At 72.1% G+C, this 25,848-nt stretch carries 23 protein-coding genes; 21 read left to right on the top strand and 2 right to left on the bottom strand.

What is annotated here, in order from left to right; all coding sequences use genetic code 11:
• Nucleotides 1–70 precede the first annotated feature (70 nt).
• The 21 genes from pgsA (at nt 71) to ACIBG4_RS16860 (ending at nt 23,499) form a co-directional block, all read left to right on the top strand.
• The gene (gene pgsA, locus ACIBG4_RS16960; RefSeq protein WP_397202553.1) at nt 71–673 is read left to right on the top strand and encodes a phosphatidylinositol phosphate synthase; all 603 of its coding nucleotides are present in this window, start codon (nt 71–73) and stop codon (nt 671–673) included.
• A complete protein-coding gene (locus tag ACIBG4_RS16955) occupies nt 670–1,578 on the top strand; it encodes a phosphatidylinositol mannoside acyltransferase (RefSeq protein WP_397202552.1) in 909 nt (302 codons plus the stop codon). Before pgsA ends, ACIBG4_RS16955 begins: the two co-directional genes overlap by 4 nt.
• A gap of 10 nt (nt 1,579–1,588) precedes the next feature.
• A complete protein-coding gene (locus ACIBG4_RS16950) occupies nt 1,589–2,719 on the top strand; it encodes a glycosyltransferase family 4 protein (protein ID WP_310712360.1) in 1,131 nt (376 codons plus the stop codon).
• A gap of 43 nt (nt 2,720–2,762) precedes the next feature.
• Nucleotides 2,763–3,305: a hypothetical protein gene (locus ACIBG4_RS16945; protein WP_310712359.1), complete on the top strand. Its 543-nt coding sequence runs from the start codon at nt 2,763–2,765 to the stop codon at nt 3,303–3,305.
• A gap of 64 nt (nt 3,306–3,369) precedes the next feature.
• Complete coding sequence (locus ACIBG4_RS16940) at nt 3,370–4,389, top strand: DUF3048 domain-containing protein (RefSeq protein ID WP_355438208.1); 1,020 nt, start codon at nt 3,370–3,372, stop codon at nt 4,387–4,389.
• Nucleotides 4,390–4,562: 173 nt separating this feature from the next.
• The gene (gene pdxS / locus ACIBG4_RS16935; RefSeq protein ID WP_310712357.1) at nt 4,563–5,495 is read left to right on the top strand and encodes a pyridoxal 5'-phosphate synthase lyase subunit PdxS; all 933 of its coding nucleotides are present in this window, start codon (nt 4,563–4,565) and stop codon (nt 5,493–5,495) included.
• A gap of 264 nt (nt 5,496–5,759) precedes the next feature.
• A complete protein-coding gene (locus ACIBG4_RS16930; RefSeq protein WP_397202551.1) occupies nt 5,760–7,460 on the top strand; it encodes an alkaline phosphatase D family protein in 1,701 nt (566 codons plus the stop codon).
• A 104-nt stretch (nt 7,461–7,564) separates the two neighbouring features.
• Nucleotides 7,565–8,029 carry a MarR family winged helix-turn-helix transcriptional regulator gene (locus tag ACIBG4_RS16925; protein WP_397202550.1) on the top strand — a complete coding sequence of 155 codons (465 nt, stop codon included), beginning with the start codon at nt 7,565–7,567 and terminating at the stop codon, nt 8,027–8,029.
• Between the two features lie 44 nt (nt 8,030–8,073).
• On the top strand, nt 8,074–9,285 hold the full coding sequence (locus ACIBG4_RS16920) for an MFS transporter (RefSeq protein WP_397202549.1): 1,212 nt from the start codon (nt 8,074–8,076) through the stop codon (nt 9,283–9,285).
• 68 nt (nt 9,286–9,353) lie between these two features.
• A complete protein-coding gene (gene pdxT / locus ACIBG4_RS16915) occupies nt 9,354–10,019 on the top strand; it encodes a pyridoxal 5'-phosphate synthase glutaminase subunit PdxT (RefSeq protein ID WP_310712353.1) in 666 nt (221 codons plus the stop codon).
• A gap of 3 nt (nt 10,020–10,022) precedes the next feature.
• Nucleotides 10,023–10,775: a YebC/PmpR family DNA-binding transcriptional regulator gene (locus ACIBG4_RS16910; RefSeq protein WP_310712352.1), complete on the top strand. Its 753-nt coding sequence runs from the start codon at nt 10,023–10,025 to the stop codon at nt 10,773–10,775.
• Between the two features lie 234 nt (nt 10,776–11,009).
• Nucleotides 11,010–12,860, top strand: coding sequence for a carbohydrate ABC transporter permease (locus ACIBG4_RS16905; RefSeq protein ID WP_397202548.1), 1,851 nt, complete (start codon nt 11,010–11,012; stop codon nt 12,858–12,860).
• An 11-nt stretch (nt 12,861–12,871) separates the two neighbouring features.
• Nucleotides 12,872–14,029, top strand: a complete 1,158-nt coding sequence (gene eis / locus ACIBG4_RS16900; RefSeq protein WP_397202547.1) for an enhanced intracellular survival protein Eis — start codon at nt 12,872–12,874, stop codon at nt 14,027–14,029.
• A gap of 265 nt (nt 14,030–14,294) precedes the next feature.
• Nucleotides 14,295–14,933: a crossover junction endodeoxyribonuclease RuvC gene (gene ruvC / locus ACIBG4_RS16895; protein ID WP_397202546.1), complete on the top strand. Its 639-nt coding sequence runs from the start codon at nt 14,295–14,297 to the stop codon at nt 14,931–14,933.
• A complete protein-coding gene (gene ruvA / locus ACIBG4_RS16890) occupies nt 14,930–15,550 on the top strand; it encodes a Holliday junction branch migration protein RuvA (RefSeq protein ID WP_397202545.1) in 621 nt (206 codons plus the stop codon). The genes ruvC and ruvA overlap by 4 nt, the downstream gene beginning before the upstream one ends.
• A gap of 211 nt (nt 15,551–15,761) precedes the next feature.
• Nucleotides 15,762–16,793: a Holliday junction branch migration DNA helicase RuvB gene (ruvB, locus tag ACIBG4_RS16885; protein WP_397202544.1), complete on the top strand. Its 1,032-nt coding sequence runs from the start codon at nt 15,762–15,764 to the stop codon at nt 16,791–16,793.
• Between the two features lie 212 nt (nt 16,794–17,005).
• A complete protein-coding gene (gene yajC / locus ACIBG4_RS16880; protein ID WP_397202543.1) occupies nt 17,006–17,416 on the top strand; it encodes a preprotein translocase subunit YajC in 411 nt (136 codons plus the stop codon).
• A 43-nt stretch (nt 17,417–17,459) separates the two neighbouring features.
• On the top strand, nt 17,460–19,277 hold the full coding sequence (secD, locus tag ACIBG4_RS16875; protein ID WP_397202542.1) for a protein translocase subunit SecD: 1,818 nt from the start codon (nt 17,460–17,462) through the stop codon (nt 19,275–19,277).
• Between the two features lies 1 nt (nt 19,278).
• Nucleotides 19,279–20,286, top strand: a complete 1,008-nt coding sequence (gene secF / locus ACIBG4_RS16870; RefSeq protein WP_355447030.1) for a protein translocase subunit SecF — start codon at nt 19,279–19,281, stop codon at nt 20,284–20,286.
• A 326-nt stretch (nt 20,287–20,612) separates the two neighbouring features.
• A complete protein-coding gene (locus ACIBG4_RS16865; RefSeq protein WP_397202541.1) occupies nt 20,613–21,131 on the top strand; it encodes an adenine phosphoribosyltransferase in 519 nt (172 codons plus the stop codon).
• A gap of 172 nt (nt 21,132–21,303) precedes the next feature.
• Nucleotides 21,304–23,499: a bifunctional (p)ppGpp synthetase/guanosine-3',5'-bis(diphosphate) 3'-pyrophosphohydrolase gene (locus ACIBG4_RS16860; protein WP_310712342.1), complete on the top strand. Its 2,196-nt coding sequence runs from the start codon at nt 21,304–21,306 to the stop codon at nt 23,497–23,499.
• A gap of 129 nt (nt 23,500–23,628) precedes the next feature.
• Here ACIBG4_RS16860 and ACIBG4_RS16855 read toward each other — a convergent pair whose 3' ends face one another.
• Nucleotides 23,629–24,858, bottom strand: a complete 1,230-nt coding sequence (locus tag ACIBG4_RS16855) for a DUF349 domain-containing protein (protein ID WP_310712341.1) — start codon at nt 24,856–24,858, stop codon at nt 23,629–23,631.
• A 60-nt stretch (nt 24,859–24,918) separates the two neighbouring features.
• Nucleotides 24,919–25,806: a peptidylprolyl isomerase gene (locus tag ACIBG4_RS16850; RefSeq protein ID WP_397202540.1), complete on the bottom strand. Its 888-nt coding sequence runs from the start codon at nt 25,804–25,806 to the stop codon at nt 24,919–24,921.
• Nucleotides 25,807–25,848: the final 42 nt, after the last annotated feature.

Raw genomic sequence — 25,848 nt, 5'->3', positions numbered from 1 at the left:
TGGCGGATATCACAAGGGGGAGGAGGCAAAGAAAGTGGCCGGGCCCGGGATGGCCTACGATCGGACCGCGATGCTGAAACTCCTGCGTCCGGCCGTCACCCGGATACTCACCCCGCTCGGCAGGGCCCTGGTCCGCCACGGGATCGGACCCAACACCGTCACGGCGATCGGCACTCTCGGCACCGTCGCCGCGGCCCTGCTGTTCTATCCCCTGGGCCTGCTGGCCGCCGGCGCGCTGGTGATCACCGTTTTCGTGCTGTTCGACCTGCTCGACGGCGTGGTGGCGCGGCTCGGCGGCGGGGGCGGCAGCACATGGGGCGCCTTCCTCGACTCCACGCTCGACCGGGTGGCCGACGCCGCGATCTTCTGCGGGCTGATCCTCTACTTCATCTCGCTCGACGACCTGCTGATGACGTCGGTCACACTGTTCTGCCTGGTCGCGGGCACCCTGGTGTCCTACGCCAAGGCCCGCGCCGAAGGGCTGGGCCTGACCTGCGACGTGGGCGTGGCCGAGCGGCCCGAACGGCTCGTGGTGGCGCTGGTGGCCAGCTTCCTCGCCGGGCTCGGCGTGCCGTACGTGCTGGCGGCCGGCATGTGGTTGCTCGCGGCGGCCAGCGCTGTCACCGTGGTGCAGCGCGTGGTCCACGTCCACCGGCAGACGAGGGAGCGATGAGCGAGAAGGCGTCCGTCACCGACAGGGCCGTCGCCGCGGGGTTCGCGGCGGGCTGGCGGCTCGTCCCGCTGCTGCCGCGCCGGCTGACCAGGGGCGCGTTCCGGTTCGCCGCCGACCGGCTGTGGGCACGGCGGGGCAGGTCCGTGCTCCGCCTGGAGTCCAACCTGGCGCGGGTGACCGGGCTCGCCCCGGGCAGCACCGAGCTGCGCGAGCTGAGCAGGGCGGGCATGCGCTCCTACTTCCGCTACTTCGAGGAGATCTTCCGGCTGCCGTCCATGCCGGTCGAGGAGATCGTGCGGCGCACCCACGTGACCGGGGGCGAGCACATCTTCGACACCGTCGCCGCCGGCCGCGGGGTCGTGCTGGCCCTGCCGCACATGGGCAACTGGGACCAGGCGGGCGCCTGGCTGGTCGGCGTCGGCCACCGGTTCGCCACGGTCGCCGAGCGGCTGCGGCCCGAGTCGCTGTTCCGCCGCTACGTCGCCTTCCGCGAGGGCCTCGGCATGGAGGTGCTGCCGCTCACGGGCGGCGACGGCCACAACTTCGCCACCCTCGCCATCCGCGTACGGCGGGGCGGCATCGTCTGCCTGCCCGCCGAGCGCGACCTGACCAGGAGCGGCGTCGAGGTCGAGTTCTTCGGCGCCCACACCAAGATGCCGGCCGGACCGCCGCTGCTGTCGGTGCAGACCGGGGCGGCCCTGCTGCCGGCGACCGTCTACTTCCACGGCGACGACTGGGGCATCGACATCCACGAGGAGATCCCGGTGCCCGCCGAGGGCACCCGGCAGGAGAAGGTGGCGGCGATGGCGCAGAGCCTCGCCCACGTCTTCGAGAAGGGCATCACCGCCCACCCGGAGGACTGGCACATGCTGCAACGCCTCTGGCTGGAGGATCTCCAGCGATGAGAGCCGCGCCATGAGAGTCGGCATCGTGTGTCCCTACTCCTGGGACATGCCGGGCGGGGTCAAGCAGCACATCGACGACCTGGCGCAGGCGCTCATCGCCCAGGGCCACGAGGTGTCGGTCATCGCGCCGGCCGCCGACGACGAGGACCTGCCGCCGTACGTGGCGGGCGCGGGCCGGGCGGTGCCCGTGCCGTACAACGGGTCGGTGGCGCGGATGTCGTTCGGGTTCCTGTCGGCGGCGCGGGTGCGCCGCTGGGTGCGCACGGGCGAGTTCGACGTGCTGCACATCCACGAGCCGCTGATCCCCAGCCTCGGCGTGCTGGCGTGCTGGGCGGCCAGGGGGCCGATCGTGGCGACCTTCCACGCGTCGTTCTCCCGCTCGCGGGCGATCGCCGTGGCCGAGCCGCTGCTGCGCAGCGCGCTGGAGAAGCTGAGCGGCCGCATCGCGGTGTCCGACGCGGCGCGCAAGAGCCTGGTCGAGCAGTTCGGCGGCGACACCGTGCTCATCCCCAACGGGGTGACGGTGGCGCGCTACGCCGACGCCGAGCCGCTGGAGGGGTGGGGGCCCGACGGGTCCACGATCGGCTTCCTCGGCCGCATGGACGAGGAACGCAAGGGCCTGCCGATCCTGCTGGACGCCTTCGCCGAGCTGGCCCCCGCCCGGCCCGGCCTCAAGCTGCTGCTCGCCGGGCCGGGCGACGCCAAGGACGTCTACGACCGGGTGCCGAAGGACTTCCACGACCGGGTGACCGTGCTCGGCATGGTCAGCGAGGCCGACAAGATCCGCGCCTACCACTCGGTCGACGTCTTCTGCGCGCCCAACACGCGCGGCGAGAGCTTCGGGATCGTGCTGGCCGAGGCGATGGCGTCCGGGGCGACCGTGCTGGCCAGTGACATCCCGGCGTTCCGCAAGGTGCTGGGGGAGGGGCAGGCCGGGGCGCTGTTCGCCAACGGCGACCCCTCGTCGCTGGCGCGCGAGGCCGCGGCGCTCCTCGACGCCCCCGAGCGGCGGGCCAAGCTGGCCGAGGAGGCGCTGGTCGCGGTCCGCAAGTACGACTGGTCGACGGTGGCGCGCGACGTGGTCCGGGTGTACGAGACGGTGACCACGGCCGGCGCGGGCCGCGTCGAGGAGGACCTGTGACACGAGACGTCCCGGCCGTGGTCGGCCGCGTGGAGGAAGATCTGTGACGTCCACCCTGATCGTGCTGGTCGTGGGCATCGTCGTGGTGCTCACCGCCGTCTACGTCTCCTGGCGGGCGGGCCGCCTGGACCGGCTGCACATCCGGCTGGAGCTGGCCCGCGAGGCGCTGGACGCGGCGCTGGTGCGGCGCCGGGCGGTCGTGCTGGAGCTGGCGGGCTCGCGGCTGCTCGACCCCGCCACCTCGCTGGTGCTCGCCGCGGCGGCCCACGAGGCCCGCATCGCCGGGCCGGAGGAGCGCGAGCACGCCGAGAGCGACCTGTCGCGCGCGCTGCGCGCGGCCGTGGACCAGGAACGGTTCCGCGAGAAGCTGTCGGAGGCGCCGGGCGGCCCCGACCTGCTGGAGGAGCTCGACGCGGCCGTGGCCAAGGTCGTCTACTCCCGCCGTTTCTACAACAACGCCGTGGGCGTCACGCGCACGGCCCAGCGGCGCTGGCTGGCCAGGACCCTGCGGCTGGCCGGGCACACCGAGTTCCCCGAGTTCTTCGAGATAGACGACGATCCTCCGGCGGCCATGGCAACTGAATGACCCCGATTTGGCCCGGCCGGTAAGCTTCTTCCATTTTCCGGGCCTAAGCGGAGGAGTCGTACAGGTGCGCCTATCCCGGTTGATCGCCGTGACGCTGGCGGGAGCGGCCGTCGTGCCGCCCCTGGCGGCCTGCTCGTCGGAGGAGCCCGCGCCCGGCAAGGTCCCGCAGGCCGCCACCTCCTCGCCGGCCGCCGAGGAGCCGACGGCCGAGCCGGACCTGCATCCCTTCACCGGGAAGCCGACCGGCGCGCTCAAGCCGGTCCTCGCCGTGAAGATCGAGAACACCGCCGCGGGCAAGCCGCAGCTCGGCCTCAAGAGCGCCGACATCGTCTACGTCGAGCAGGTCGAGGCCGGCCTGACCCGGCTCATGGCGATCTTCTCGTCCAAGCTCCCGCCGAAGGTCGGCCCGGTCCGCAGCGCCCGCATCTCCGACCTGCACATCGTGCCGCAGTTCGGCAAGCCGGCCTTCGCCTACTCGGGCGCGCAGACCAAGATGCTGCCGTTCATCGCGCAGGCGTCGCTGTGGGACGTCTCCGACAGCCGCGCCCCCGGGGCGTACTTCCGCCAGCCGGGCCGCTTCGCCCCGTACAACCTGTTCGCCAACACCAAGCAGCTCCTGGCCAAGGCGCCCAAGGCGAGCAAGGCCAAGGACATCGGATTCACCTTCGGCGACGCCCCGGCCGAGGGCGGCGTGGACAAGTCGTCGTACACGGTCCGCTGGCCCGGCGCGCGCTTCACCTTCGCCTGGTCGGAGGAGAAGAAGCAGTGGCTGATCTGGCAGGACGGCAAGAAGGACATGGCGGCCGAGGGCGGCCAGCTCGGCGCGCCCACGGTGGTAGTGCAGTACACCAAGACCGAGCGCTCCGAGTTCCACGACAAGAACCAGAGCTACACGCCGCTCGTCCACTCCGTCGGCAAGGGCTCGGCGATCGTGCTGCGCGACGGCAAGGCGTACAAGGCGCGGTGGGAGCGGAAGTCCGAGGAGGAGGGCACGACGTTCACGACCGAGAGCGGCGAGCCGATGAACTTCTCCCCGGGTCAGGTGTGGGTCGCGCTGGCGAGCCGCAAGCCCGTCACTCCGTGACGTACAAATATCACGAAATATCGTGACATTGTGGTGTGTCGGGGGCGGGCCCCTTCAGGACCTACCATGGGTTTGATAACTGACTGTAGGCGCAGGAGAGGCAGCCGGCCCCGACCCCCGGCGACGGGACGACGGGCGCGGCACACCCGACCAGAGAGTTCGTGAGGAAGACCGTGTCCAGCAGCACGCCCGAAGCCCCGTCCACCCCCGGGCCGGCCACCGGCCCCGTCACCGGAACGGCCCGCGTCAAGCGCGGCATGGCCGAGATGCTCAAGGGCGGCGTCATCATGGACGTCGTCACCCCCGAGCAGGCGAAGATCGCCGAGGACGCCGGGGCGGTCGCCGTGATGGCCCTGGAGCGCGTGCCCGCCGACATCCGCGCGCAGGGCGGCGTCTCCCGGATGAGCGACCCCGACATGATCGACGGCATCATCTCCGCGGTGTCGATCCCGGTGATGGCCAAGGCCCGCATCGGGCACTTCGTCGAGGCCCAGCTGCTCCAGTCGCTGGGCGTCGACTACGTCGACGAGTCCGAGGTGCTCACCCCGGCCGACTACGCCAACCACATCGACAAGTGGCAGTTCACCGTGCCCTTCGTGTGCGGGGCGACCAACCTCGGCGAGGCGATGCGCCGCATCACCGAGGGCGCGGCCATGATCCGCTCCAAGGGCGAGGCCGGCACCGGTGACGTCTCCAACGCCGTCACCCACATGCGGACGATCCGCGGCGAGATCAAGCGCCTCACCTCGCTGCCCGAGGACGAGCTGTACGTCGCCGCCAAGGAGCTCCAGGCGCCGTACGAGCTGGTCGCCGAGGTGGCCCGCACCGGCAAGCTGCCGGTCGTGCTGTTCACCGCGGGCGGCATCGCCACCCCGGCCGACGCCGCGATGATGATGCAGCTCGGCGCCGAGGGCGTGTTCGTCGGCTCCGGCATCTTCAAGTCGGGCGACCCGGCCAAGCGCGCCGCCGCCATCGTCAAGGCCACGACGTTCTACGACGACCCCGACGTCGTCGCCAAGGTCTCGCGCGGCCTGGGCGAGGCCATGGTCGGCATCAACGTCGACGAGATCCCGCAGCCGCACCGCCTGGCCGAGCGCGGCTGGTGACCCGCCCGGAGGCCGCCGCCGTTCGGTGAACGGGTGGCCGGACGCGACTCGTCGATCATCATCGGCGCGTCGCAGCAGGTCGCACCGCCGTCGTAAGGCATGATCCTGCACGGCGGGCGCCGGCCTCCATGAGGGAAAGTTCCGAAAAGGCGATATCCGCGAAGGATGTCGCCTTTTTCGTGTTGTGTGGCGTTCACCGGGGCGTCACGGTGCTCAGTCAGGCTACGGGACGTCCTCCACCCTTGATCGTCCCAGGAGCCACGCATGTCCCAGCTCAACCGGCGGCACTTCCTCGTCACCGGGTTAGCGGCCGGAGCCGCCGCGGCGCTCCCCGCCGGAGCCGCGCACGCCGACCCCACCCCTGGCCCCACCTCCGGCCCCGCCGCCGAGACCGCCCAGTCGCTCGCCTCGCGCGGCCTGCGGACCGACCCGTTCACCCTGGGCGTCGCCTCGGGCGACCCCGACCACTCCGGCTTCGTGCTGTGGACCCGCCTGGCCCAGGAGCCGCTGGCCGAGGACGGTCTCGGCGGCATGCCGCAGCGGCCGTTCACCGTGCAGTGGCAGGTCTACGCCGACGAGAAGGGCCGCCGCGTCGTGCGCACCGGCGTCGCCGTCGCCGCGCCCGAGTGGGGACACAGCGTCCACGTCGAGGTGGACGACCTGAGCTCCGACCGCGACTACTGGTACCGCTTCCGCGTCGGCCCGTACGTCTCGCCGGTCGGCCGCGCCCGCACCGCGCCCCACCCGCTGGCGTACGGCGTGCCGCTCACCATGGCGTTCGTCTCGTGCGCCCAGTACGAGCACGGCCTGTTCACCTCGTACCTGCGCCTGGCCGAGGAGCGCCCCGACCTGGTGCTGCACCTGGGCGACTACCAGTACGAGTACGCCCGCGACACCTACACCATCCCCGGCGGCAACGTCCGCGACCACGAGGGCCCGGAGACCGAGACCCTGGCCGGCTACCGCCAGCGCCACGCCCAGTACAAGGCCGACCCCGACCTCCAGGCCGCGCACGCCGCCGCGCCGTGGCTGGTCGTGTGGGACGACCACGAGCTTGACAACAACTGGGCCGACGAGGTCCCCGAGAAGCCCGAGGTGCCGCAGCCGAACTTCCTCGCCCGCCGCGAGGCCGCCTTCCGCGCCTACTACGAGAACATGCCGCTGCGCCGCACCTCGATCCCGCGCGGCATCGACATGCAGCTCTACCGGCGGATCCGCTGGGGCCGCATGGCCACGTTCCACATGCTCGACACCCGCCAGTACCGCGACGACCAGGGCTGCGGCGACGGCTACCGCGACTGCCCCGAGGCCGTCGACCCCAACCGGTCGATCACCGGCTCCGCGCAGGAGGCGTGGCTGATCGACGGCTTCCACAAGTCCCGCGCCCAGTGGGACATCATCGGCCAGCAGGTGTTCTTCGCCCAGCGCGACAACAACGCCGGCCCCGCCAAGATCACCAGCCAGGACGCGTGGGACGGCTACGTCGCCTCCCGCCGCCGCATCACCCAGGGCTGGGTCGACGCCGACGTGCGCAACGCGGTCGTCCTGACCGGCGACGTGCACGCCCACTGGGCCAGCGACCTCAAGCTCGACTACGACGACCCGACCGGGCCCTCGGTCGGCTCCGAGCTGGTCACCACCTCGATCACCACCGGCGGCGACGGCGCCGACTCCGACCCCGCCTCGCAGCCGTTCCTCAAGATCAACCCGCACCTGAAGTTCTACAACAACCAGCGCGGCTACGTCCTGACGAAGATCGAGCGGGACGCCCTCACCGCCGACTTCAAGGTCGTGCCGCAGGTCCGCCAGCCCGGCGCCGAGGTCCACACCAAGGCCACGTTCGTGGTCGAGGACCGGGTACCCGGCGTCCAGCAGACCTACCTGCGGCCGCTCGACCCGGCGGCGCGCACCCTCGGCGCCCCGTCGATCGAGGAGACGGTCCGCCTGGAGACCGAACGCCCCTGACCCCGTGACCCCACGAGGAGCGGCGCCCGCATCAGCGGGCGCCGCTTCGCGCGTTCCGGGGACGGGCCCGGAATATTAGCTGAGCTAAGTTAGTTGAGCTAAGTATGAGCGCCCACCCCAGCGACACGGACTCCGGCGACAGAAAAGAGTCCAGCGATCCGGACGTGCTCGCCGAGCAGGTGTCGGCGGTCCTGCGCCACCTGGTCCTCCTCCTGAGGCGGACCACCGCGGGCCAGCCCGTCACCACCCAGCAGTACGCCATCCTCGGCTCCCTCGAACACGGGCCGCGGCGGATGACCGAGCTGGCCGAGGAGCATGCCGTCCAGCTGCCCACCATGACGGTGCAGATCAACCGGCTGGAGGACGCGGGGCTGGTCGCCCGCGGAGCCGACCCCGCCGACGCCCGCGTCAGGACGGTCGAGCTCACCGGAGAGGGCCGCACCCGGCTGCTCGCCGTACGGGAGGCGCGGATCACCCGCCTCGGCCGCGACCTCGCGGCGCTCAGCGAGCAGGAGCGCGAGACACTCGCCGCCGCCCTGCCGGTACTGGCCAAGTTCGGCCGCCTCTAGCCAACACATCCAGAAACACCCGTACGACCCGGAGAAGGAGCACCATGTCATCCGGTGGCGGAATCCTGCGTCAGCCGATGTCCGTCTGGGCCACCGCGTTCGCCGCGGTCGTGGCCTTCATGGGCATCGGCCTCGTCGACCCGATCCTCCCGTCCATCGCCCAAGGGCTGAAGGCCACACCCAGCGAGGTGTCCCTGCTGTTCACCAGCTACTTCCTGGTGACCGCCGTGGCCATGCTCGTCACCGGCTGGGTGTCCAGCCGCATCGGCGGCAAGCGCACCCTGCTCGTGGGCCTGGCCCTGGTCATCGTCTTCGCCGCGCTCGCCGGCACCTCCACGAGCGTCGCCGAGCTCGTCGGCTTCCGCGCCGGCTGGGGACTCGGCAACGCGCTGTTCGTGGCCACCGCCCTCGCCGTCATCGTCGGCGCGGCCAGCGGCGGCGCCGAGTCGGCCATCATCCTGTACGAGGCCGCGCTCGGCCTCGGCATCTCCGCCGGCCCCCTGGTGGGAGCGCTGCTCGGCGACTGGAACTGGCGCGCGCCGTTCTTCGGCACCGCCACCCTCATGGCCGCCGGCTTCGTGCTCATCGTCACGCTGCTCAAGACCACCTCCCGGCCGGCCGTCAAGACCCGGCTGAGCGCGCCCATCCGCGCCCTCGCCCACGGCGGCCTGTCCACCACCGCCTTCACCGCGCTGTTCTACAACTTCGCGTTCTTCACCGTCCTCGCCTTCACGCCGTTCATCCTCGGCATGTCGCCGTACGGCATCGGCGCCGTCTTCTTCGGCTGGGGCGTCTGCGTGGCGCTGGCCTCGGTCTTCGGCGCGCCACCGCTCCAGCGCCGCATCGGCTCCGTGAACGTGCTGCACCTCGCGCTCGCCCTGCTCGCCGTGCTCCAGATCGGCATCGCCGTGTCGGCCGGTGCCGGCGCCCGCACCGGGATCATCGTCTGCACGATCCTGTCCGGCATCCCGATCGGCCTCAACAACACCGTCTTCACGGAGTCGGCCATGGAGGTCTCCGACGCGCCCCGGCCCGTCGCCTCCGCCGGCTACAACTTCGTCCGCTGGATGGGCGGCGCGCTCGCCCCGTTCATCGCCACCAAGCTGGGCGAGGAGATCGGCGTCGCCGTGCCGTACGTCCTCGGCGCCGTCTGCTGCGCGGCCGGCATGACCGTCCTGTACACCCGCCGCCACCACCTGAGGTCCCTGGCGCGCGTGGACCTCGACCACACGGTCCACGACGTGGCGCCCGCCTGAACCCGGCGTCCCGTGACCCGGCGCCCGCCCGGTCCCCGGCGGAAGACACCGCCCCGCGGTGGTGTTGAATGAACCGGACCCCGCACCCCGACGGAAGGACGACCGTGCCCGCCACCGTGCCCGCCAGCGAGCCCGCCGGAGCGCCCGCGAGCCGCCCGCCCACCATCGGGGTGCTCGCCCTGCAGGGCGACGTGCGCGAGCACCTGCGGATGCTCACCGAGGCCGGCGCGACGGCCGTCGCCGTGCGCAGGCCGGCCGAGCTGGCGGCCGTCGACGGGCTCGTCATCCCCGGCGGGGAGTCCACCACGATGTGGAAGCTCGCCGACACGTTCGAGCTGCTCGAACCCCTGCGCGGTCGGGTCAAGGCCGGCATGCCGGCCTACGGCTCCTGCGCCGGCATGATCATGCTCGCCGACCGCATCGAGGACGGCGTGTCCGGCCAGCAGACGATCGGCGGCATCGACATGGTCGTCCGGCGCAACGCGTTCGGCCGCCAGATCGACTCCTTCGAGGCCGACCTCGACTTCGCGGGCGAGCCCGTGCACGCGGTGTTCATCCGCGCCCCCTGGGTCGAATCCATCGGACCGGACGTCAAGGTGCTGGGCATGGCCGAGCCTGGGGATAGGATCGTCGCGGTCCGTCAAGGGCCGCTGCTCGCGACCTCGTTCCACCCGGAGCTCACGGGGGACACGCGGGTGCACCGATACTTCGTAGACATGGTGAGGGAGCTCTAGGTAATGTCCGGCCACTCCAAATGGGCGACGACGAAGCACAAGAAGGCCGCGCTCGACGCCAAGCGCGGCAAGCTGTTCGCGAAGCTCATCAAGAACATCGAGGTGGCGGCCCGGACCGGTGGCCCTGACCCCGACGCCAACCCCACCCTCTTCGACGCCATCTTCAAGGCGAAGAAGAACTCCGTGCCCAACGACAACATCGAGCGGGCCCGCAAGCGGGGCGGCGGCCTGGAGGCCGGCGGCGCCGACTGGCAGACCATCATGTACGAGGGCTACGCGCCCGGCGGCGTCGCGGTGCTCATCGAGTGCCTCACCGACAACCGCAACCGCGCCGCCTCCGAGGTGCGCGTCGCGCTGACCCGCAACGGCGGCTCCCTGGCCGACCCGGGCTCGGTGTCGTACATGTTCAACCGCAAGGGCGTCGTGATCGTGCCCAAGAACGGCCTCGACGAGGACACCGTCCTCATGGCCGTGCTCGAAGCCGGCGCCGAGGAGGTCAACGACCTGGGCGACTCCTTCGAGGTCGTCTCCGAGGCCGGCGACCTCGTCCCCGTGCGCAAGGCGCTGCAGGAGGCGGGCATCGACTACGACTCGGCCGAGTCGGGCTTCATGCCGACCATGACGGTGCCGCTCGACGAGGACGGCGCCCGCAAGGTGTTCCGCCTCATCGACGCGCTGGAGGACAGCGACGACGTGCAGAACGTCTTCGCCAACTTCGACGTCTCCGACGACATCATGGAGAAGCTGGAGGCCTGAGCCTCCCGCTTCCCGCGTGCCCCGGAGCCGCCCTTCACACGGGCGGCTCTCCGGGACGCCACGGGTGCCTTGCTCACCGGAAGCAGGGGAGCGCCTCCCGGGACGCCCTGGACCGCTTTCCGGCCCTCCCAGGCGCCCTCCACGCCGTTCCGGGCGGGTAGCGCGCGCCGGGCGTCGCACCCCCGGAGTCCACGGCGTGCAGGGCGCTCCGAGATCGGCGTAGGGTCGGGGGACGTGACGTCCGACAGCCTTCCCCGACCCCCGTCCTCCCCGCTCGGCTGGGTGCTCCTCATGCCCGCCGGGCTCGGGATGCTGATCACGCTGCTGCTGCCCACCGTCCAGACGATCCGGCTCAGCCTGGAGTCCGGCGGCACGCTCACCCCTCTCACCTTCGTGGGCCTGGACAACTACACGCGCCTTCTCGGCTCGGGTGGCGGGTTCTGGGGCGCCCTGGGGTTCAGCCTGTCGCTGGTGCTCGTGCCCCTGCTGGTCGCGCTGATCGCCGGGCCGCTGCTCGCGCTGGCGCTCGACCGGGCCGGCACCGGGCCGCGGCGCGCCGGACTGGTCGTGCTGTCACTCGCCCCCGTGGTGTTCTCCCCGGCCGCCGTCGCCGTCGCGTGGATGCACGGCCTCACCCCGGGCGCCTCCGGGCTGGTCACGCTCGCCACCGCACTCCGCGACCCCGCCACGGCCCCCGGCGGGCTGCGGCTGATCCTCGGCGCCGCCACGTTCGGCGCCGTGTGCGCGCTGGCCGTGATGGCGTTCCTGCCGGCGCTGCGCGGCGGCGCCGTGACCCGGAGCATGCTCGCGGTGGGCGCCGTCGTCGCGCTCGCCACGGTCGCGGCGGGCCTCCAGACGTTCACCCTCACGACGGTCCTGACGCGGGGCTCCCGCCCCACGCAGACCCTCGCCGGCCTCCAGTACACCGAGGCGTTCGTCCAGGCCCGGCCGGGCATGGGCGCGGCCGTCGCCACGCTGACGGGGGTCATCCTGGGCGTGCTCGGCCTCGCGGCGGCGATCATCGTGGTGGCGGCCGGCGTCCGCCTGTGGGTCACTCCGAAGGGCTCCGCCCTGTCGTACGAGCCGGAGGACGCCCCGGCGGGCTCCGACGCCTTCGCCGTACCGGCCGGGGCCTCCGGCGCTTCCGCCCCGTCCGGCGCCCACGTCTCCTCCGGCCCCGCCGCCGGTCCCGGGCCTGGCACGGCCGGGCACGGCCCCGCGTCCGCCACGGGCGCGTTCCCGTACGGCGCGCACGGCGATCCCTCCGAGCGGACGCCAGGCGGCGAGCGGCCGGAGAGCGGCGGGCGGCCGGAGAGCGGCGGGCGGAGCGTCTCCGCCGCGGGGAGGGCCGCCGGCATCGCCGCCGTCGTCGTCTACGCCGCCGTCACCCTCGCCCTCATCTGGCCCTGGCTCACGGCCCTCACCGGACCCTCCGACGGGCGGGACGGCGGCATCGCCACCCAGGTCAACACGTGGGTTCCCGCTCTCGTCGGCGCCCTGGTCTCCGTGGGCGTCGCCTACCTGGGCGCTCTGGGCATCGGCGGGCTGCGGCCCCTCGGCCGGCGCAGCGAGTGGCTGCTGCTCCTGTTCGCGCCCTGGCTGTTCGTCGGCGTCGGGCCGCTCAGCGTGGCCGGCTGGAACGACATCCGCAACCTGGGCCTGATCGACACCTTCGTCTCGCTCGTGCCGCCGGTGCTGGTCAGCGTCCCGTGCCTGTTCGTGCTCACGCTGCTGTGCAAGGGGCTGGCCGAGCGCTCCGGCGGCGACTTCGCCGGCGGCGTGGTGAGGCCGTCGCTGCCCATGGCCGCCGTCCTCGTCGGCGTCGTCACCCTCCTCAACGGCCAGGACCTCCTCTGGCCGCTCCTCGTCGCCCACGACCCCGGCCTGGCCACCGCTCCCGCCGCCCAGTTCCTCCGCATCAGCGAGTACGGCGCCGCGGCCGACGCAAGCCTGGCCACGCCGCTGCCCGTCATGCTGCTCGCGCTGCTCGCCGCGGGCGCCGCCCAGGTGCTGTACCTGCACCGCCTGGCCATCGGCGCGGGGACGCCACGGGCCGGTTCCGGAAACCCCGCGCCCGCTGCGTAGGGTGTTGCCTCGTGGAGATTCGCGACCTCACCCCCGATGACCAGGATGCCCTGCTCGACGTGCGCAGGCGCTCGTTCGGACCGGTCCCGCCCGCCGAGGTGGAGAGCTGGCGAGCCCTCGCCGTCCCCGACCTGAACGAAGGCCGCTACCTGGGCGTGTTCGACGGCGGCAGGCTGGCCGGCTCGGCCCGGGTGCGGGGCTTCACCCAGTGGTGGCACGGCAGGCCGCAGCCCCTCGCGGGCGTCGCGGGCGTCACGGTCAACCCCGAGTACCGGGGCAGGGGCGTCGGCACCGCGGTCATGCGGGCCGCCGTGGGCAGGGCCACCGACCTGGGCGACGCGGTCTCCGCGCTCTACCCGGCCACCACCCCCCTCTACCGGGCGACGGGCTACGAGCACGCGGGCGCCCAGCATCTGGTCACCATCCCCACCGAGGCGCTGCGCGCGATCAGGCCGGCGGGCGACGTACCGGTGCGGCGCATGGACGCCGGCGACGCGGCCGAGGTCGTCGCCCTGCTGCACCGCCTGCACGGCCAGGCCCGAGCCTCCGGCCCGATCTCCTGGGACGAGCGCACCTGGGCCCGCCGGCTGGCCCGCGAGGACGACTTCCTCTACCTGGCCCCCGACGGCTATGCCGTGTACCGCTGGGACGGCGACCGCATGCGCGTCGACAACCTCGTCGCCGGCTCCCAGGAGACCGCCCGCGCCCTGTGGTCGCTGGTCGGCTCCGCCTCCTCGGTCGCCAAGACCGTCACGGCCGTGCTGGCGCCCGACGACCCCGTCCGCTGGCTGCTGCGCGAGCGGTCGGTCGAGGAGGTCACGATGGTGCGGTGGATGTTCCGGGTGATCGACGTGGCGGCCGCGGTGGAGCGAAGGGGCTTCCCGGCCGGGGCGACGCTGGACACGACGGTCGAGGTCGAGGACCCGGTACGCCCCGGCAACACCGGACGCTGGCGGCTCACGGTCTCCGGCGGCCGGGGCGAGGCCAAGGCCCTGTCCGCTGACGCGGGCGCCGGCCCCGCTCTCCGCATCAACGGCCTGTCCGCGCTCTACGCCGGTATCCCCACGGCGACGCTGCGCCGCACCGGCCTCCTGTCCGGGGACGACTCGCACGACGAGGCCCTGGACACCGCCTTCGCCGCCCAGCCGTACATGCTGGACTACTTCTGACGGACCCCGCCGGCGCGACCCCGCGTGCGACCGGACGCCCGTCCGCGCGGACGGGCGTCCGGTCGTCGCCGCGCCGCGCGGCCGTCCTCCCTCGGCGCACGGGCGTTTCCCGGTGCGCGGGCACGTCAGCCGGGGTAGAGTCTCGTGCCGAACAGGTGTTCGGCGGGCGCGAGCGGGCGCTGTGACAGGCGGACGTGACGAGCGCCGTGACTGGCGGACGTCGTGCGGGCAGGTCGGCGGGCGAGAACGAGCGGGAGGCGCGACGGTGCGAGTGATGGGCGTCGACCCGGGACTGACCCGGTGCGGCGTGGGAGCGGTCGAGGGTCGTCCGGGCGCGCCGCTGTCCCTGGTGGCCGTCGGGGTGGTGCGCACCGGAGCCGACGAGGAGCTGGGCGCGCGCCTGGTCGGCATCGAGGCCGGCATCGAGCAGTGGCTCGACGAGGTGCGGCCCGACGCCGTCGCGGTCGAGCGGGTCTTCAGCCAGAACAACGTCCGCACCGTCATGGGCACCGCCCAGGCCGCCGGCATCGCCGTCCTCTGCGCCGCCCGGCGCGGCCTGCCGGTCGCCCTGCACACGCCGTCCGAGGTCAAGGCCGCCATCACCGGCAGCGGCACGGCCGACAAGAAGCAGATCGGCGCCATGGTGACCCGGCTGCTGCGGCTCAAGGAGATGCCGAGGCCCGCCGACGCCGCCGACGCCCTCGCCCTGGCCATCTGCCACGTGTGGCGCGGCGGCGCCCAGCACCGCCTGGCCCAGGCCCTGGCCACCGCCGGCCGTACCGCGACGACGGGCCGTACCGGGACGACAGGCCGCACCGCGACGACAGGCCGCACCGCGACGACAGGCCGTAGCGGGGCGGCAGGCCGTACCGGCGACGGCCGTGAGAAGGACGTGGCGCCGTGATCGCCTCAGTGGCCGGCCGGGTCGCCGCCATCGCGCCCGACGGCGCGGTCATCGAGGTCGGCGGCGTCGGCATCCTCACCCACTGCACGCCCGGCACGCTGGCCCGGCTCAAGGTCGGGGAGGAGGCGCGCCTGTCCACGTCGCTGGTGGTGCGCGAGGAGTCCCTCACCCTGTACGGGTTCGCCACCGACGACGAGCGGGCCGTGTTCGAGCTGCTCCAGACGGCCAGCGGCGTCGGACCCAAGCTGGCCCTGGCCATGCTCGCCGTCCACACGCCCGGCGCGCTGCGCGCCGCCGTCGCCGCCGCCGACCTCAAGGCCCTCACCAAGGTGCCCGGCATCGGCCAGAAGGGCGCCCAGCGCATCGTGCTGGAGCTCAAGGACCGCCTCGGCACGCCCGACGCCGCCGTCGACGCCGCGCTCAACGGCGACCGCCCCGCCCCGCTGTGGCGCGAGCAGGTCCACTCCGGGCTCGTGGGCCTCGGCTACTCCGCCAAGGACGCCGACGAGGCGATCCTCGCCGTCGAGCCGCAGGCCGAGGCCGACGCCGCCGAGGGCCGCGAGCCGCAGGTCGCCGCGCTCCTCAAGTCCGCCCTCCGCGCCCTGAGCGTCCGATGACCCCACCGCCTCCGATCCTGTCCCCGACGGCACCGCGCCCGACAGCGTCGTCCCCGGCCCCGCCGTCCCCGGCCCCGCCGTCCCCGGGACGCGGCTTCCGGAGGGGCGTGAACGGCGTGGGTGCCGTACTCTCGCAGGGCCCCCGCACCGGACGCGGCGGGGCAGAGCGCGCGAGGCCGAGCGTGACGCGGATGGTGAGGGGGACGGGGAAGTGAGCCTGGATCGGGACCTCGTGTCGCCCGACGCCGAGGGCGACGAGCTGCAGATCGAGGCGGCGCTGCGCCCCAAGAAGCTCAGCGAGTTCATCGGCCAGGGCCGCGTCCGCGAGCAGCTCTCGCTGGTGCTGGAGAGCGCCCTGCGCCGCAGCCGGCCCCCCGACCACGTGCTGATGAGCGGATCTCCCGGACTCGGCAAGACCACACTGGCTATGATCATCGCGGCCGAGCTGAGCGCCCCGCTCCGCATCACCTCGGGACCCGCCCTGGAGCGGGCCGGTGACCTCGCGGCCATCCTGTCGACGCTGGCCGAGGGCGAGGTGCTGTTCATCGACGAGATCCACCGGATGGCCCGGCCCGCCGAGGAGATGCTCTACCTCGCGATGGAGGACTTCCGGGTCGACATCGTCGTCGGCAAGGGGCCCGGCGCGACCGCGATCCCGCTCGAGATCGCGCCGTTCACCCTCGTCGGCGCGACGACCCGGGCCGGGCTGCTGCCCGCCCCGCTGCGCGACCGCTTCGGCTTCACCGCCCACATGGACTTCTACGAGGTCGACGAGCTGGAGCAGGTGCTCAACCGGTCGTCCCGGCTGCTCGGCGTGGCCCTGCCCCCCGAGGGCGCCTACGAGATCGCCCGCCGCTCACGCGGCACGCCCCGCATCGCCAACCGGTTGCTGCGCCGGGTGCGCGACTTCGCCGACGTGCGCGCCGGCGGCGTCATCGACCGCGACGTCGCCTCCGCCGCCCTCGACCTGTACGAGGTGGACGCCGAGGGGCTCGACCGGCTCGACCGGGCGGTGCTCGGGGTGCTGCTGCGCAAGTTCGGCGGCGGTCCGGTGGGCCTGTCCACCCTGGCCGTCGCCGTGGGGGAGGAGCCCGAGACCGTCGAAGTGGTCGCCGAGCCGTTCCTCGTACGGCAGGGCCTGCTGGCCAGGACCCCGCGCGGCCGGGTCGCGACCGCCGCGGCCTGGCAGCACCTGGGTTTGACGCCACCCCCCGACGCCTTCGGAGCCACGCTTTTCGACTGATTACAGAACGGTTGCAACCGTTTCGAATTGGGAACTTCCCCGCGCGGCGAAACGCTGCCTCGTTGCCGCGTTTCGCAACAACGGCCTACACTCCGTGGCTTGGCTGGCTGTGTAGGCTGACGGGCTGAGCGGCGCGGCCCCGAGGCACCGCCCGGAATTTCCGGCGCGACGCCGGTGTCAACTTCTTGTACGACAATGGAAGGTCGCCCCTTATGAACACGGGTCAACTCACGAGTATCCTGCCGCTGATTCTGCTGGTGGTGGTGTTCTACTTCCTGCTGATTCGTCCGCAGCGCAAGCGTCAGCAGGAAGCGGCTCAGATGCAGAACAGCCTGACCCCCGGGGCGCGGGTGATGACCACGACGGGCCTGTTCGGCACCGTGGTGACGGTGGAGAATGACGATGTGGTCCTTGAGGTGGCCCCTGGCATCGAGACGCGGTGGGTGAAGGCCGCGATCGGACGTGTCGTCACCCCCGGCGAGCCCACGGCCGACGACCCCGTGGCCGACGAGCCCCTGACGGACGACGTGCCCGGCACCGCCGGAACGGACAAGGACGGCACCACCGGCACCACCGGCAGCACCCCCGAGCGCAACGACGGCCAGGACACCACGAAGTCCTGACTAGGCTTCTGCGACAACTTCTATCCGAAAGAACTGACGACCAGTGGCCCGACCGACCAGCAGCCACAGCAAGCCGGGGCGGACGCTCCTGCTGCTCCTGGCGCTCATCCTCGCCCTGGGCGGGACGATGTTCCTGCAGAAGGCGTTCACGCCGAAGCTCGGACTCGACCTCGCCGGCGGCACCACGGTGACCCTGTCACCCGTGACACAGAGCGGTGCGGCTCCGCCTGAGGAGATCCTCGACCGCGCGGTCAACATCATCCGCGAGCGGGTCAACGGCAGGGGCATCTCCGACGCGGAGGTCGCCAAGTCCGGCGACAACATCGTCATCTCCATCCCGGGCGTCGGGCAGAGCGAGGCCATCAAGCTGGTCGCGACCACCGCGGAGCTGCGGTTCCGCCAGGTGCTCGCCATGGAGGCCACGCAGCTCCCGCAGGAGCTCCCCACCCAGGCACCCTCCCCGGGCGCCACCCCCTCCGGCTCGGCCTCGCCGGCCGGTACGGCGTCGCCGTCGGCCAAGCCGCAGACGACCTCCACCCGATCGGCGGGCACGCCCGGCCCGTCGGTGTCCCCGACGGGCAAGGCGCTGTCCTCGGCGCTGACCGCGCCGACGCCCGCCCCCACGGGCGCCTCCGCCAAGCCGGAGAGCACCCGGGGCGCGCAGACGGAGCAGCAGCAGAAGAAGGGCCAGAACGCCAAGGCCACCCCGACCGCCGCTCCGACGCCGGCCACCACGCAGCAGCCGGCCGACTCCGGCGTCGACACCACGGGCATCGACCCGGCGGTGCTGAAGCAGTTCCAGGCCCTCAACTGCAGCGACCCCAAGAAGCGCGGCCAGGGCGTCCAGGACGACCCCAACAAGCAGTACGCGGCCTGCGAGAGCGACGGCAGCTACAAGTACGTCCTCGACAAGGCCAAGGTCGTCGGCACCGACATCGACACCGCCAGCTCGGGCGTGCGCCAGGGCACCACCGAGTGGCTCGTCCAGCTCGACTTCAAGTCCAAGGGCGCCAGCGCGTGGGCCACGCTCACCGGCCAGGCCGTCAGCGCGCCCGAGCCCCGCAACAAGGTCGCGGTCGTCCTCGACGGCGTCGTCATCACCGCCCCGAACATCATCAGCGCGATCCCCGGCGGCCGCGCCGAGATCACCGGCGGCTTCGACCAGAAGAGCGCCACCGACCTGGCCGACCAGCTCAAGTACGGCGCGCTGCCGCTGAAGTTCGAGCGCAGCTCGGTCGACACGGTCTCATCGACCCTCGGCCAGGACCAGCTCAAGGGCGGCCTGATCGCCGGCATCATCGGCCTGGCCCTCGTCGTCGTCTACAGCCTGCTGTACTACCGCGGCCTCGGCATCGTCGCCGTGCTGAGCCTCGTGGTCGCCACGATCCTCACCTACACGGCCGTGGTCGTGCTCGGCCACAACGCCAACTTCCGGCTCTCGCTGCCGCACATCATCGGCCTGGTGGTCTCGATCGGCATCACCGCCGACTCCTTCATCGTCTACTTCGAACGCATCCGCGACGAGATGAAGGAGGGCCGGCGGACCCTGCGCGCCGCCGTGGAGGTGGCCTGGGTCCGCGCCCGGCGCACGATCCTGATCGCCGACGCCGTCATGTTCATCGCCGCGGTCGTGCTCTACGCGCTGGCCGTGGGCGGCGTGGCGGGCTTCGCGTTCGCCATGGGCCTGACCACCCTCATCGACATCCTGGTCGTGTTCATGTTCACGAAGCCGTTCATCGCGATGCTGGCGAGGCTGAAGTTCTTCGCCAAGGGGCATCCGCTGTCCGGTCTCGACTCCGAGCGCATGAGCGCCGACCACACCGGCTCCGCCGGCCGTCCGAACACCCCGCAGGAGGCCTGACATGGGACTGGGGCGTCGCCTCTACCGCGGCGAGATCGATATCGACTTCGTCGGCCGCTGGAAGCTCTGGTACAGCCTGTCCGGCTTGCTGCTGATCATCTCCATCGCGGGCCTGCTGTTCAACGGGCTCAACCTGGGCGTGGAGTTCAAGGGCGGCTCGGTCATCTCGTTCAAGCCGGCCGTGGCCACGACGGTCCAGGACGTCCGCGGCACCTTCCTCGAGCAGGGCGTCCACCAGCCGATCGTCCAGACGACCAACGAGCGCTACCGCATCACCAGCGAGGACCTGTCCGAGGCCACCACGACCAAGCTGCAGCAGGTCATCAAGCAGAAGTACGGCGTCAAGGAGGAGATCGACGTGCAGTCGATCGGCGCCTCCTGGGGCGGTGAGGTCTCCCAGAAGGCCTGGATCGGCCTGGGCGTCTTCATGCTGGCGATCATCCTGTACCTGTCGATGGCGTTCGAGCCGAAGATGGCCCTGGCCGCCATCGTCGCGCTCGTCCACGACCTCATCATCACGGCGGGCATCTACGCCTGGTCCGGCTTCGAGGTCACCCCGGCCACGCTGCTGGGCTTCCTGACCATCCTCGGTTACTCGCTCTACGACGCGGTCGTGGTGTTCGACATGATCAAGGAAGTCACGGCCAAGCTGGGCACCACGTCCAAGCAGACGTACTCGATGGCGGCCAACAACGCGCTCAGCCACACGCTGATCCGGTCGCTGAACACGTCGCTGGTCGCGATCCTGCCGGTGGCGGCGATCCTGTTCATCGGCACCACGCTGCTCGGCGCGGGCACGCTGAAGGACCTGTCGCTGGCCCTGTTCGTCGGCATGATCGTCGGCACCTACTCCTCGCTGTGCGTCGCCACGCCGCTGCTGGTGACGCTGAAGGAGCGGGAGCCGAAGTACCAGGCCATCGCCCGGCGCGTCGCCGCCGCGAGCGGAGGCGGCAAGAAGAGCGGCAAGGGAGCCAAGGGCTCCGAGAACGCGGCCGTCGCCAAGGGCTGAGCATGACGCGCGGGGCGGGGCCGGGCCCCCCCCGCCCCCCCCCCCCCCCCGGCCCCCCCCCCCCCCCCCGGCCCCCCCCCCCCCCGCCCCCCCCCCCCCCCCCCCCCCCCCCCCCCCCCCGGGCGTACGGGGGGGGGGGGGGGGGGGGGGGGGGGGGGGGGGGGGGGGGGGGGGGGGGGGGGGGCCCCCCCCCCCCCCCCCCCCCCCCCCCCCGCCGCGCGTCCGCCCCCGCGACCCCCGGCCGCACCCCCGTCATCGGCGCGTCATCGATGCGTCATCATGGAGCCCGTCAGCCGCCGGACGAGCCCTCCCGAAGGAGTCCCGACATGACCGACCTGCGCACGCTGATCCTCGACCGGATCAGGGACGTGCCCGACTACCCGAAGCCCGGCGTGCTGTTCAAGGACATCAGCCCCCTGCTGGCCGACCACGGGGCCTTCGCCGCCGTGGTGGACGAGCTGGCCGGGCTCCACACCGTCGACAAGATCGTCGGCATCGAGGCGCGAGGCTTCATCCTTGCCGCGCCCGTGGCCTACCGCGCGGGAGCGGGATTCGTGCCCGTACGGAAAAAGGGCAAACTCCCCTCCGAAACCCTCGAGGAGTCCTACGATCTGGAGTACGGCTCCGCGACCATCGAGGTGCACCGCGACGCTTTCACCGAGGGCGACCGGGTGCTCATCGTCGACGACGTGCTCGCCACCGGCGGCACGGCCGAGGCGACCGTGGAGCTCGTGCGCAGGGCCGGCGCGGAGGTCGTCGGCGTGGCCATGCTCATGGAGCTGGCCTTTCTCCAGGGGCGCGAGCGTCTCAAGGGAGTCGACCTGCGCTCCTTGGTGATCGTCTGAGCCGGACCCGCGGGAGGCCAGGTTTCGCGCCTGGATACACTGGGGGACCTGGACTCGAACCAGAGGAGTCTGAGTGCCCCGTGACGCGGTCGTACCCGACGTAACCGATGCAGGAAGTGCCGAGCCCGCCGGCGCCCCTGCGACGCGTCGGCGACGGTTTGGGGGTGGGGCCATGAACCCGGTGCTGGAACCGCTGTTCCGCACGGTCCGTGCCACCCATCCCAAGGCCGACCTGCGCCTGATCGAGCGCGCCTACGAGGTCGCCGCGCACCACCACCGCGACCAGAAGCGCAAGTCCGGCGACCCGTACATCACGCACCCGCTGGCCGTCGCGACGATCCTGGCCGAGCTGGGCACCGACGACGAGACGCTGTGCGCGGCCCTGCTGCACGACACCGTCGAGGACACCTCCTACGGCCTGGAGGAGCTGCGCGCCGACTTCGGCGACACGATCGGCTCGCTCGTCGACGGCGTCACCAAGCTGGACAAGGTGAAGTTCGGCGACGCGGCCCAGGCCGAGACCGTGCGCAAGATGGTCGTCGCGATGTCGCGCGACATCCGCGTGCTCGTCATCAAGCTGGCCGACCGGCTGCACAACATGCGCACCATGCGCTACCTGCCCGAGCACAAGCGCCACCAGAAGTCCCGCGAGACGCTGGAGATCTTCGCCCCGCTCGCCCACCGCCTGGGCATGAACACGATCAAGTGGGAGCTGGAGGACCTCGCCTTCGCCATGCTCTACCCCAAGCGCTACGACGAGATCGCGCGCATGGTGTCGGAGCGGGCCCCGCGGCGCGACCTGTTCCTGCAGGAGGTCATCGAGAAGGTCTCCGGCGACCTGCGCGACGCCAAGATCCGCGCGGTGGTGAAGGGCCGGCCGAAGCACTACTACTCCGTCTACCAGAAGATGATCGCCCGCGACGTCGCCTTCGACGACATCTACGACCTGGTCGGCATCCGGGTCCTCGTCGACAGCGTGCGCGACTGCTATGCGGCCCTCGGAACGATCCACGCGCGATGGAACCCGGTGCCCGGCCGGTTCAAGGACTACATCGCGATGCCGAAGTTCAACATGTACCAGTCGCTGCACACCACGGTCATCGGTCCCGAGGGCAAGCCGGTGGAGCTGCAGATCCGCACCCACGCCATGCACCACCGGGCCGAGTACGGCGTGGCCGCCCACTGGAAGTACAAGGAGGAGGTCGGCGCCGCTCCCGGGCCTCAGGGCAAGGTCAAGCCGGGCAGCGACATGGCCTGGCTGCGCCAGCTCCTCGACTGGCAGAAGGAGACCTCCGACCCGGGCGAGTTCCTGGAGTCGCTGCGCTTCGACCTGTCGGTCTCCGAGGTGTACGTCTTCACCCCGCGCGGTCAGGTGGTGGCCCTGCCCGAGGGGGCGACGCCGGTCGACTTCGCCTATGCCGTCCACACCGAGGTCGGCCACCGCTGCATCGGCGCGCGGGTCAACGGGCGGCTGGTGCCGCTGGAGTCGCGCCTCGGCAACGGCGACACGGTCGAGATCTTCACCTCCAAGTCGCCCGACGCCGGGCCGTCGCGCGACTGGCTGAAGTTCGTCAAGTCGGGCCGGGCCCGCAACAAGATCCGGCAGTGGTTCTCCAAGGAGCGCCGCGAGACCGCGATCGAGGCGGGCAAGGAGGCCATCGGCCGGGCCATGCGCAAGCAGGGCCTGCCGCTGCAGCGGCTGATGTCCGGCGAGTCGCTGCTGGCCCTCGCCCGGGACCTGCGCTACCCCGACGTGTCGGCGCTCTACGCGGCCGTCGGCGAGGGCCACGTCGCCGCCCAGACGGTCGTGCAGAAGCTCGTGAGCTCCATCGGCGGGGTGGACAGCGCCGAGGAGGACATCGCCGAGACGTCGCTCCCGACGCGGCTGCGCGGCCGCCCCCGGGGCGGTGGCGGCGCCGGGGTGGTCGTCGCGGGCGACGCCGACGTGTGGGTGCGCCTGTCCAAGTGCTGCACCCCGGTGCCCGGGGACGAGATCGTCGGCTTCGTCACGCGCGGCCACGGAGTCTCGGTCCACCGGGCCGACTGCACGAACGTGCAGCAGCTCAAGGAGCAGCCGGACCGCCTGGTCGAGGTGAGCTGGTCGCCGGGCGACGACTCGGTGTTCCTGGTGGCGATCCAGGTGGAGGCCCTCGACCGGCCGCGTCTGCTGTCGGACGTCACGCGCACGCTGTCCGACCAGCACGTCAACATCCTCAGCGCGTCGGTCACCACCTCACGCGACCGGGTCGCGGTCAGCAAGTTCACCTTCGAGATGGGCGATCCGAAGCACCTGGGCCACGTGCTCAAGGCCGTGCGCAACATCCAGGGCGTCTTCGACGTCTACCGGGTCAGCGGCGCGGGAAGCTGACATCCCGCCCGCCGTACGGGGACGCCCGCCGTACGGCACGGTGGCGCGGACCCGCAGGCGACCCCCGTCGCCCGCGAAAGCCCGCGGCCCGCTTGATGAGCCGTCAGACCGAGCCGGCCGCGGAGCGGGTCAGCTGAACTCGGCCAGGGTTCGCTCGGCCTCCTCCAGCCACGAGCGGCGGGCGGTCAGCGCCTCCTCGGCCTCCTTGACGTCCTTGGCCCGGCCCGCGTCCTGTGCCTTGGCCAGACGCTTCTCCAGCTGCTCGATCGAGGTGCGGAGCTGGTCGACCGTGCTCTGGGCGCGGGCGCGCGCCTCGGGGTTGGACCGCTTCCACTCGGCCTCCTCGGCCTTGCGGACGGCGTCGTCCACCTTGCGCAGGCCGCCCTCCAGGCGGTCTCGCTGGTCGCGCGGCACCGGGCCGGCGGCCTCCCACCGCTCCACGAGGTGCCGCAGCGCGGCGCGGGCGGCGCGCACGTCGGTGACCGGCAGGATCTTCTCCGCCTCGGCCAGCAGTTGCTCCTTGACCTCGGCGTTGGCCGCCAGCGAGGCGTCACGCTCGGCGAACACCGCCGAACGCGCCTGGAAGAACTCGTCCTGGGCGCCCTTGAAGCGGGCCCACAGCTCGTCCTCCACCTCGCGCGAGGCCCGGCCGGCGTTCTTCCACTGCTGCATCAGGTCGCGGTAGGCCGCGGCCGTGCCGCCCCAGTCGGTCGAGCCGGCGATGGCCTCGGCCTCCTGGACGATGCGCTCCTTGGTGGCGCGGATGCCCTCACGCTGCTCGTCGAGGCCCGCGAAGTAGTGCTTGCGGCGCTTGGCGAACGCGGTGCGGGCGGCCGACAGCCGCTTCCACAGGGCCGCCTCGGTGACCCGGTCGATGCGGTCGGCGGCCTTCCACTCCTCGACGATCTGGCGCAGCCGCTCGCCGCCGGACTTCCAGTGCGTCGTCTCCTCGGCGATGCGCTCCGCCTCGGCGACGATGCGCTCCTTGACCGCCCTGGCCTCGCCGCGCGCCTTCTCGCGGGCGGCCTTGACCTCCTCGCGGCGGTGCGCGACGAGCTCGGTCAGGCCGTCGAGGCGCGCGGTCAGCGCGCCCAGGTCGCCGACCGCGTGCGCCTCGGCCACGGCCTCGCGCAGCTTGACGATGCTGGACTCGGCCTGGGCGGGCGCCAGGTCGGTGCCCTTGACCCGCTGCTCCAGCAGCTGGACCTGGCCGGCCAGCTCGTCGTACTTGCGATGGAAGTATGCCAGCGCTTCCTCGGGTTCACCGGCCTGCCAGGAGCCGACGGCGCGCTCTCCCTCAGCCGTACGCACGTAGACGGTGCCGTCGTCGTCTACCCGGCCCCACGGGTCGGTGCTCACCGTGTCCTCCCGCACTTTCCATCAGACCCTTCGGGACATGTCGTCCCTTGTTGTATTACGTCAGCTCTTGCCAGCTATTGTCACGTCTTTGATTTCGACGGTTTCCTTGGGTGCTCCCGTGCCGTCCCCGGCGTCACCGATGACGCCTGCCTTGTTGACCTTGTCCAGGATGTCGAGCCCCTTCGTGATCGTACCCACCGGCGTGTAATCGGGCGTAAGTCCGATATCGCCATAGACCAGGAAGAACTGGCTGCCCGTGCTGCCCGGCGCCTGCGTCTTGGCCATCGCCATCACGCCGCGCTTGTACGTGGCTCCCTTGAGATTCTCCTCGGCCATCACGTAGCCGGGGCCGCCGGAGCCGTCCTGCCCGGGCTTGCCGTCGGCCTTGGCCGTCGGGTCACCGCACTGGAGCATCGGGAACTTGTCGCTGCCCAGCCGGTGGCACTTGCTGCCGTCGTAGTAGTTCTTCTTCGCCAGGAACGCCAGCGAGTTGACCGTGCAGGGCGCCTTGGCGTTGTCGAGCTCGACCTTGATGTCGCCCAGGTTGGTCACCAGCGTCATGGTCTTCGTGGCGGGCTTGGGCGACACCTTCGCCGGCGGCATGCCGACGTCCTTGACCTTGCCGCCGCCGGTGTCGGCCACGTAGCCGCACGTGCCGGTCGCCGGGTCGTACGGCTTGGGCTGCGCGGCCGGGGACGCCGAGGCGGTGTCCTGAGGCGCGGAGGTGTCCTGCGCCGAGGCGGTGGGCGTCGCCGCGGCCTCGTTGTTCGGATCGCCGCCCAGCAGGGCGACCGCGGCGACGATGCCGCCTACCACGACCACGACTCCCACCGTGGAGCCGATGATCGCGGTGCGCTTGGCCCGCTGCTCGCGCTCGATGCGGCGCTGCAACTGCCGCTCGTGGTGCTCGCGTGCCAGCTGCTTCTGCCGGTCCTTCCCCGTGGCCACCGCTTTGCCTCCCATAGTCAATCAACTGAGGTGGGCGAATCG

Origin of the sequence: Nonomuraea sp. NPDC050383 (assembly GCF_044459125.1) — a bacterium.
Classification (GTDB): Bacteria; Actinomycetota; Actinomycetes; order Streptosporangiales; family Streptosporangiaceae; genus Nonomuraea.
This window is presented reverse-complemented; position numbering and strand designations above follow the sequence as displayed.